We start from the raw sequence: 7,587 nt of genomic DNA on the forward strand, positions 1-7,587 counted from the left end.
CCTCGTCCCCGGCGCCTTCTCCTGCACCGTCCCCGGCCGCGTCCTCGGCGCCGTCCTCAGCCGCGTCCCCGGCGCCGTCCCCGGTCCCGCCCCGGGCCGCGTCCCCGGCGCCGTCCTCAGCCGCGTCCCCGGCGCCGCGCTCCGTTCCGCTCTCCATTCCGGCGTCGCTCCCGGCCTCGCTCTCGGCGGCGCCCTCGGGTCCGTTCCCTGGCCCGGCCTCGGAGCCGGACTCGGAGCCCGCCGGCTCCGTCTCAGTCGCGGACGTGGACTTCCGCCGGGGCCCTGTCGTCGTGTCGCTCTCGGTAGCCATGGTGCGTCACCGTAGGCGGGGTTTCTGAGAGTCCGATGAGAGAGGGGGCGCGCTGCGCGGAGATGGTGACCTCCGGCTCCTCCGGCTCCAGCGGCGGCTCGATGCTGATCCGCGGCAGCCAGCGGTCCAGCCAGCGCGGAAGCCACCAGTTGGCGCCGCCCAGCATGTGCATCAGGGCCGGTACGAGCAGCGTGCGCAGCACAAACGCGTCCAGTGCCACCGCCGAGGCCAGTCCGATGCCGAACATCGCGATGATCCGGTCGCCGCTCAGCACGAATGCGCCGAAGACGGCGATCATGATGACGGCCGCCGAGTTGATCACCCGGCTGGTCTCCGAGAGCCCGATCCGCACGGCCCGCTTGTTGTCGCCGGTCAGCCGCCACTCCTCGTACATCCGGCTGACGAGGAAGACCTGGTAGTCCATCGAGAGGCCGAAGAGCACCGAGACCATGATGACCGGCAGGAAGGGCTCGATGGGGCCCGCGCTGCCCAGCCCGAGCAGCTCGCTGCCCCAGCCCCACTGGAAGACGGCCACCACCACCCCGAAGGCCGCGGCCACCGCCGCGATGTTCATCACGGCCGCCTTGAGCGGGATGCCGATGCTGCGGAAGGCGACGAGCAGCAGCAGGCAGCCCAGCCCGATCACCACCCCGACGAACAGCGGCAGCTTGCCCAGGATGACGTCCGCGAAGTCGTCGTAGCTGGCGGTGACGCCGCCCACATGGATGTCGAGGGAGGACTCGTGCGCTGCCTCGGGCAGCACGTCCGCGCGCAGCCGGTCCACCAGGTCGGAGGTGGACTGGGACTGGGGGGCGCTGTCCGGGACGACGGTGATCACGCCGGTGTCGCCGCTGCCGTTGAACCGGGGGCCGCTGACCTGGGCGACGCCCGGGGTGTCGCGGAGGGTGTCGGGCAGCTCGTCGAAGGCCAGCCGGTCCCCCGCGCTGTCGAGTTCGCCGACGAGGGTGAGCGGGCCGTTGGTCCCCGGCCCGAAGCCGTCGGACAGCAGGTCGTACGCCTGCCGGGTGGTGCTGGTGGCCGGGTTGTTGCCCTGGTCGGAGGTGCCGAGGTGGAGGGCGAGGGTGGGCAGCGCGAGCAGCGCCATCAGCGCCGCGGCGCAGGCCCCCAGCAGCCGCGGATGCCGCTCGACGAACCGGGACCAGCGCACCGCGAAGCCGGTGGGCCGCTCGGAGCCGGGACCGTCCACGGTGAGCCGGCGCCGCTCGCGCCGCCCCAGCGCCCGGGTGCCGATGAAGCCGAGCAGCGCGGGCAGCAGCGTGACGGAGGCGGCGACGGTGAGGACGACGGTGAGCGAGGCGGCGAGCGCGACGCCGTTGAGGAAGCTCAGCCGCAGGATCAGCATGCCGAGCAGCGCGATGCAGACCGTGGCCCCGGCGAAGACCACGGCCCGGCCGGAGACGGCGACGGCGCGCTCGGCCGCCTCCCGGACCGGCAGCCCGTCCCGCAGCCCTCTGCGGTGCCGGGTGACGATGAAGAGCGCGTAGTCGATCCCGACGCCGAGCCCGATCAGCATCCCCAGCATGGGCGCGAAGTCGGCGACGGTCATGGCGTGGCTGAGCAGCCCGATGCCGCTGGTGGCGGTGCCGACGGCGACGACGGCGGTGAGCAGCGGGAGCGCGGTGGCCGCGAGCGAGCCGAAGGCGAGGAACAGCACGATGCCCGCCACGCCCAGCCCGATGGCCTCCGCCAGATGGGTGCTGGAGGACTCGGTGAGCGCGACGCCCTCGCCCCCGGCCGCGACCTGGAGCCCCGGCACCGCGTCCCCGGCCCGCTGAGCGACGTCGAGGACGCGCTGCACCTCGTCCTTGCTGAGCTGGTCGGCGGGCGCGTCGAAGGAGACGGAGGCGTAGGCGGTGTGCCCGTCCGCGCTGATCCGGGCCTCGCCCTCGCTGCCGTACGGGCCGCGCACGGAGGCGACGCCCGGCAGGTCCTCGATCCTCTCCAGCGCCTCGGTCATCCGGTTCTCCACCGCCGAGGCCCGCACGGTGCCGTCGTCGGTGTGCCACACCAGCGTGTCGCTGTCGCCGCTCAGGTCCGGAAAGGCGCTCTCCAGCCGCTCCGCCGCCTGGCTGGACTCGGTGCGCGGCGCGTCGTAGTCGTTCGAGTACGAGCTCCCGACGACGGCCGCCGCGACGGCCGTTCCGGCGAGAACGGCGAGCCAGAGCACCAGCACGACGACGCGGTGGTTCAGACACCATCGGGCGAGAGCGGTCACGGGCGTTCGCCTGCTTCCCGGGTTGCGGTTCGGCGCTCGCACTCACCCGGGAGCGGGCGGGACAGGGCGCGGGGGACGACGGGGTTCCGGCTGGATGCAGAGTGCCATTATCCGGAGATCCTTTGACTCCTTTGTGGCAATAGCCACAAGGTGTCGCGAACGGGAACCCTGTGCATATGCCAGAGGAACTCTCCGTCGGCTGGGCAGCAGCTCAGACGGCCGCGTCACACCTGTCTCAGCCGGTGACGGACTCCTCTCCGTTCTCGATGTGCCCCATCAGCCGCCGCCTGAAGGAGGCGTCCGTGTCCGCCGTCAGAGCGACGTCGTACCACCCGTGCGCCCCCGCCGTCCGGTGGGTGACCGTGCGGCTCTGGCCGGCCGCCACCCGGATCCGGCGCGGGGCGGCGCGGCTGTAGGCGAGGGGCTCCAGCCGGAAGGTCAGGGCGCGGTCGCCGTCGTTGGTGAGGGTGAGGTGCAGCTCGCGGCGCCGGGCGCCGATCCGGGTGGCGACGCGGACGCCGGCCGCCGCGCCCCGCGCCGTCCCCGCGAACTCGCGGCGGAAGCCGTTCGGCCCCGTGAGGGTGAAGCGGTAGGCGCCGTCCCGGACGGGCACGCGCAGCGCGGTCCGCTCGCCGCCGCCCACATCGTGGTGCTGCGGCACCTCGAACTCGCCCGCGTACGGATAGAGCGTCAGATGGGCGCTCTGCGGGCCGCCGTTGCGCAGGGTGAGCCGGAAGGCGCGCTCGTGCGGCAGCCAGCGGCCGTACGCGTCGGGCTGGTACGGCAGGGCGCGGGCCGGACGGGTGCCGCGCTCCTGCTCGGGCAGCTCCTGCTCGGCGGGCGGCCGGGGCCGCCAGCGCTCGGTGAACGGCGGGATCGCGCCGGGCCGGGCCGTACGGGGCTGCCGCCGGGGCCGCCGGAAGTCGAAGGCCGCGGTCAGATCGCCGGTGACGGCGCGCCGCCACGCGGTGATGTTCGGCTCCCGCACCCCCGTCCACCGCTCCAGGAACCGGACGATCGAGGTGTGGTCGAACACCTGCGAGCACACATAGCCGCCGACCGTCCAGGGCGAGATGACGGTCATGGGCACCCGGATCCCGAGTCCGGTGGGGTTCCCCTTCCAGTACTCCTCGTCCGTCCCGGCGGGCGGGACGGGCGGCGGGACGTGGTCGAAGTAGCCGTCGTTCTCGTCGTAGGTGAGGAAGAGGGCGGTGTGCCGCCAGGTGCGGGGGTTGCGGCCGAGGGCGTCGAGGATCCGGTAGATGAAGGCGGCGCTCTGGATGGGCGAGGAGCCGCCGGGGTGCTCGCACTCGGCGGTGGGCGCGACGATGTAGCTGACCTCGGGGAGCCGGCCCGCGTCGACGTCGGCGGCGAAGGCGTCGGCCGTCGAGCCGGGCTCGCCGCGGAACAGGGCCCGCTCGAAGAGCCGGCGCTCGCCGGGGGTGAGCGCGGCCAGCCCCTCGTCGAGCCGGGCGAGCAGCCGCTTGCGCGCGTCGCCGTCCGGGGCTCCGGCCAGCTTGCCGTAGAAGGCGGTCATGGTGGCGGCGCCGTCCACCTTCGCCAGCGCCTTGCGCGCCACGGCCTTGAAGGAGGCGAAGAACTCCAGGTTGTTGTCGGTGAAGTTGTCCCACTCCTGGTAGACCCGCCAGGAGCGGCCCGCCTGCTCCAGCCGCTCGGCGTAGGTGGTCCAGGAGTAGCCGGGGTGGGTGTCCTCGGCGTAGGCGTCGTTGCCGACGGCGCGGTTCCGGGTGCCGGGCTCGTCGCCGGTCCAGCCGCTGACCAGGTGGTTGCGGTTGGGGCTGGTGGAGCTGTGGATGGAGGCGTGGTAGGCGTCGCAGAGGGTGAAGGTGTCGGCCAGCTCGTACTGGAGCGGGATGTCCGCGCGGTCGTAGTGCGCCATGGTGGCCGCGGTCTTGGCGGGGACCCAGTTGTCCATCCAGCCCCCGTGCCAGGCGGCGGCACCGCCCTCCCAGCCGTGGTCGAGGTCCCCGATGTACTGGGCCTCCTGCCGCTGCTGCGCCGCGGCCTCCCGCACGGAGAACGGCAGCACGGTGCCGCCGTCACCGCCGGGCTGCTCGAACACGCTCTTGCCGGTGGGCAGCTGGACCGCGTTGCGGTCGGCGTAGCCGCGTACCCCGTTCAGGGTGCCGAAGTAGTGGTCGAAGGAGCGGTTCTCCTGCATCAGGACGACCACGTGCCGGATGTCGCGGAGCCCGCCGTGCCCCGGGCGGTGCGCGGTCTGGGCGATGGCGGTGTGCAGGGAGGGCGGCAGCAGGGAGCCCGCGGTCCCGGCGGCCAGTGCGCCCAGAGCGCGGCGGCGTGAAATCCCCTCGGTCACTTGGGGTCCGTCCTTTCAATGGTCTGCGTCCATGCCATTGGTGCGGTACGGGCGGGACGGTAGCGAAGGCAAGTGACACCGGGTAGGGCTGGGGGAAAACCTTTGTCGACGCGCCCCGCGGGGAAGGCTCCCCGCTCCACCGCACACCACCGAGGAGGCCGAGATGGACGACAGCTCCGAGGACGTCACCGACGGCAACACCGAGTACGGCCGGAAGGCGTTCAAACGCTCCCGGAGCCACTTCACCGACCGCGTCACCGCCGACGGCGCGGCGAGCGGGTGGCCCGTCGAGCCCGGCCGCTACCGGCTCGTCGTCAGCCGCGCCTGCCCGTGGGCGAGCCGCGCCCTGATCTCCCGGCGCCTCCTCGGCCTGGAGGGCGCCCTCTCCCTCGGCGTCACCGACCCGATCCAGGACGACCGCAGCTGGCGCTTCACCCTCGACCCGGACGGCCGCGACCCGGTGCTCGGCATCCGCTTCCTCAGCGAGGCGTACGACGCGCGGGAGACCGGCTACCCCGGCGGGGTGAGCGTGCCCGCGCTGGTGGACACGGTCAGCGGGAAGCTGGTCAGCAACGACTTCCAGCAGCTCACCCTCGATCTGGCCACCGAGTGGACGGCGCTGCACCGGGACGACGCCCCCGACCTCTACCCCGAGCCGCTGCGCGCTCAGATCGACGAGGTCGCGGAGGGCATCTACCGCGACGTCAACAACGGCGTCTACCGGGCCGGCTTCGCCACCGCCCAGGAGGAGTACGAGCAGGCGTACGCCGATGTCTTCCGCCGCCTCGACCTGGTGTCCGAGCGGCTGGCGGGCCGGCGCTACCTCGTCGGCGACACGATCACCGAGGCCGACATCCGCCTCTTCACGACGCTGGTCCGCTTCGACGCCGTCTACCACGGCCACTTCAAGTGCAACCGCAACAAGCTGACCGAGGATCCGGTGCTGTGGGCGTACCTCCGGGACCTGTACCAGACGCCCGGGTTCGGGGACACGGTCGACTTCGACCACATCAAGCGGCACTACTACGCGGTGCACACGGGGATCAACCCCACCTCCATCGTCCCCGCCGGGCCCGCCATGGACGGGTGGCGCACCCCCCACCACCGCGAACAGCTGGGCGGCCGCCCCTTCGGCGACGGCACCCCGCCGGGGCCGCCCCCGGCGGCCGAGCGGATCCCGGAGGGCCACCGCCCCTGAAGCACGGGCGTTCGGCGGCGGAACCGCTCTGCCGTGAGCCGATCTGCCGCAGGCCAAGAAATCGGACACCGGGTCGCCGGAGGGCGGAGGGTGGCGGTGCGCGGCCCCTCCCGGGCCGCCGCTCACCACCACGAGTCGCCACCACGAGGAGGCCCCATGGCACACACCCCGCTACGGGCGAGCGAGGAAGAGACGTCCACCACCCGGTTCGACGACCACCTGGCGGAGCAGCTCCTGCTCCAGCGGATCGTCTTCCTCGGCACCCAGGTCGACGAGGTGTCGGCGAACCGGATCTGCGCCCAGCTGCTCCTGCTGTCGGCCGAGGACCCGAAGACCGACATCGCCCTGTGCGTCAACAGCCCCGGCGGCTCGGTGACGGCCGGGCTGGCGATCTACGACACCATGCGGCTGATCCCGAACGACGTCTCGACGCTCGCCATGGGTTTCGCCGCGAGCATGGGGCAGTTCCTGCTGTCCGTCGGCGCCCCCGGCAAGCGCCGCGCGCTGCCGAACGCCCGGATCATGATGCACCAGCCGTCCGCCGGGATCGGCGGCTCCGTCGCCGACATCGCCATCCAGGCCGAGAACCACGAGTTCATGAAGCGCTCCGTCGAGCAGATCACCGCCGAGCACACCGGGCAGACCCCGGAGACCATCGCCCGGGACGGCGACCGCGACCGGTGGTTCACGGCGGCGCAGGCGCAGGAGTACGGGATGGTCGACCAGGTCGTCGAGTCGCTCGACGACGTCCGGCCCGCCGGTTCGAAGCGACGGATAGGACTGTGACGCCATGAGCCAGTACACGATCCCCACCGTGGTCACCCGCACCCCGCAGGGAGAGCGCGCCTACGACATCTACAGCAGCCTGCTGAACGAGCGCGTCATCTTCCTCGGGACCGAGATCGACGACGGGGTCGCCAACGTCGTCATCGCCCAGCTGCTGTTTCTGGAGTCCAGCACCCCGGACCGCGAGATATCGATCTACATCAACTCGCCCGGCGGCTCGTACACGGCGCTGATGGCGATCTACGACACGATGTCCTTCATCAGCGCGCCGATCTCCACGTTCTGCGTGGGCCAGGCCGCCTCGACCGCGGCGGTGCTGCTGGCGGGCGGGGACCCGGGGCGGCGGTTCGTGCTGGAGCACGCCCGGGTGCTGCTCGGGCAGCCGGCGAGCGGGGGCGCCCGGGGCACGGTCGCCGACCTCAGCATCCAGGCCAAGGAGATGCTGCGGATCCGCTCCCAGGTCGAGGAGGTGCTGGCCCGGCACACGCCGCACGACGCCGGCACCCTCCGCGCCGACATGGACCGCGACAAGGTGTTCACCGCGGAGGAGGCCGTGGCGTACGGCCTCGCCGACGAGGTCCTCAGCCGGCGGATGACGGCAGCGTGACCGGGTAGCGGGCAGCCCCTGGACAGCGGAGACCGAACCGCTCAGGCGGCCAGCCGGATGGCGCAGCGGGCCTGCGGGCCCCTCGTGCCGCGGCCCCGTACGGGGGCGGGGC

The 7,587-nt window shown here is 72.8% G+C and carries 5 protein-coding genes and 1 pseudogene; 3 read left to right on the forward strand and 3 right to left on the reverse strand.

The genetic code is table 11. The features are described 5' to 3' along the window. From G5C65_RS26875 to G5C65_RS26885, 3 genes and pseudogenes are all read right to left on the reverse strand, one after another. Positions 1-310 (reverse strand): annotated as a pseudogene (locus G5C65_RS26875) (hypothetical protein); the annotation flags it as partial. Next, a complete protein-coding gene (locus tag G5C65_RS26880; protein ID WP_165301529.1) occupies positions 252-2,546 on the reverse strand; it encodes an MMPL family transporter in 2,295 nt (764 codons plus the stop codon). The gene G5C65_RS26880 and the pseudogene G5C65_RS26875, both read right to left, overlap by 59 nt. A 235-nt stretch (positions 2,547-2,781) precedes the next feature. Next, on the reverse strand, positions 2,782-4,884 hold the full coding sequence (locus G5C65_RS26885) for a phosphocholine-specific phospholipase C (RefSeq protein WP_338146682.1): 2,103 nt from the start codon (positions 4,882-4,884) through the stop codon (positions 2,782-2,784). 163 nt (positions 4,885-5,047) lie between these two features. Between G5C65_RS26885 and G5C65_RS26890 the strand changes: the two genes are divergently transcribed. From G5C65_RS26890 to G5C65_RS26900, 3 genes are all read left to right on the forward strand, one after another. Beyond that, positions 5,048-6,082, forward strand: a complete 1,035-nt coding sequence (locus tag G5C65_RS26890) for a glutathione S-transferase family protein (RefSeq protein WP_165301530.1) — start codon at positions 5,048-5,050, stop codon at positions 6,080-6,082. Between the two features lie 156 nt (positions 6,083-6,238). Then, positions 6,239-6,868, forward strand: coding sequence for an ATP-dependent Clp protease proteolytic subunit (locus G5C65_RS26895; protein WP_165301531.1), 630 nt, complete (start codon positions 6,239-6,241; stop codon positions 6,866-6,868). A gap of 4 nt (positions 6,869-6,872) precedes the next feature. After that, the gene (locus G5C65_RS26900) at positions 6,873-7,475 is read left to right on the forward strand and encodes a ClpP family protease (RefSeq protein ID WP_165301532.1); all 603 of its coding nucleotides are present in this window, start codon (positions 6,873-6,875) and stop codon (positions 7,473-7,475) included. The last annotated feature ends 112 nt before the right edge of the window (positions 7,476-7,587 follow it).

This window comes from Streptomyces boncukensis (assembly GCF_011045075.1).
Classification (GTDB): domain Bacteria; phylum Actinomycetota; class Actinomycetes; order Streptomycetales; family Streptomycetaceae; genus Streptomyces; species Streptomyces boncukensis.